Raw genomic sequence first — 514 nt, 5'->3', positions numbered from 1 at the left:
AAGGCTTCTTTGGTGGTATCGGCCTTGGTTACCTTGTGAACAAACGCCACTCCTTTAACGTAATGACGTTTGTCATGGACAACAACACCTATCTGGATGAAGCAGACAAGCGTGTTGCGGTATCGTACCAATATCAATTTGAATAATGGAAACACAGCGCTAATGCGTTTGTGACGTCCAGTCCGTCAACACAAGCTAGCCTGTGATTCGAGCGTGTCACTGACATTATTTCAGCCCTTGCTCAGCGATGAATACTGAGGAAATTCTCAAGCAGCAATGCGAGAGATAGCACAGCATGAATTAACGCCAGTGATAACGTTCAATCGGCTTACGATTGTTCTTCAATACTCTTCTGGTATTGATGTTTCAAAACGTACATGCGCTTCACGTCACGATAGCTGCCATTAATGAAGTACTCTTCGATAAGATGGCCTTCCTCAATAAAGCCGCACTTTTTATACAGATGGATGGCAACTTCGTTCTCAACCGCAACCAATAGGTAGATTTTGCGTAA

Annotated in this window: 1 pseudogene; it reads right to left on the bottom strand. The window is 43.8% G+C overall.

Annotated elements, in window-relative coordinates:
- Positions 1-328: 328 nt before the first annotated feature.
- Positions 329-514: pseudogene (locus R7Q11_RS29465) on the bottom strand (spermidine acetyltransferase); the annotation flags it as partial.

Source organism: Vibrio sp. 970 (assembly GCF_033339075.1).
Note: the sequence above shows the minus strand (reverse complement) of the source record. Positions and strands in the feature narration are given on the sequence as shown.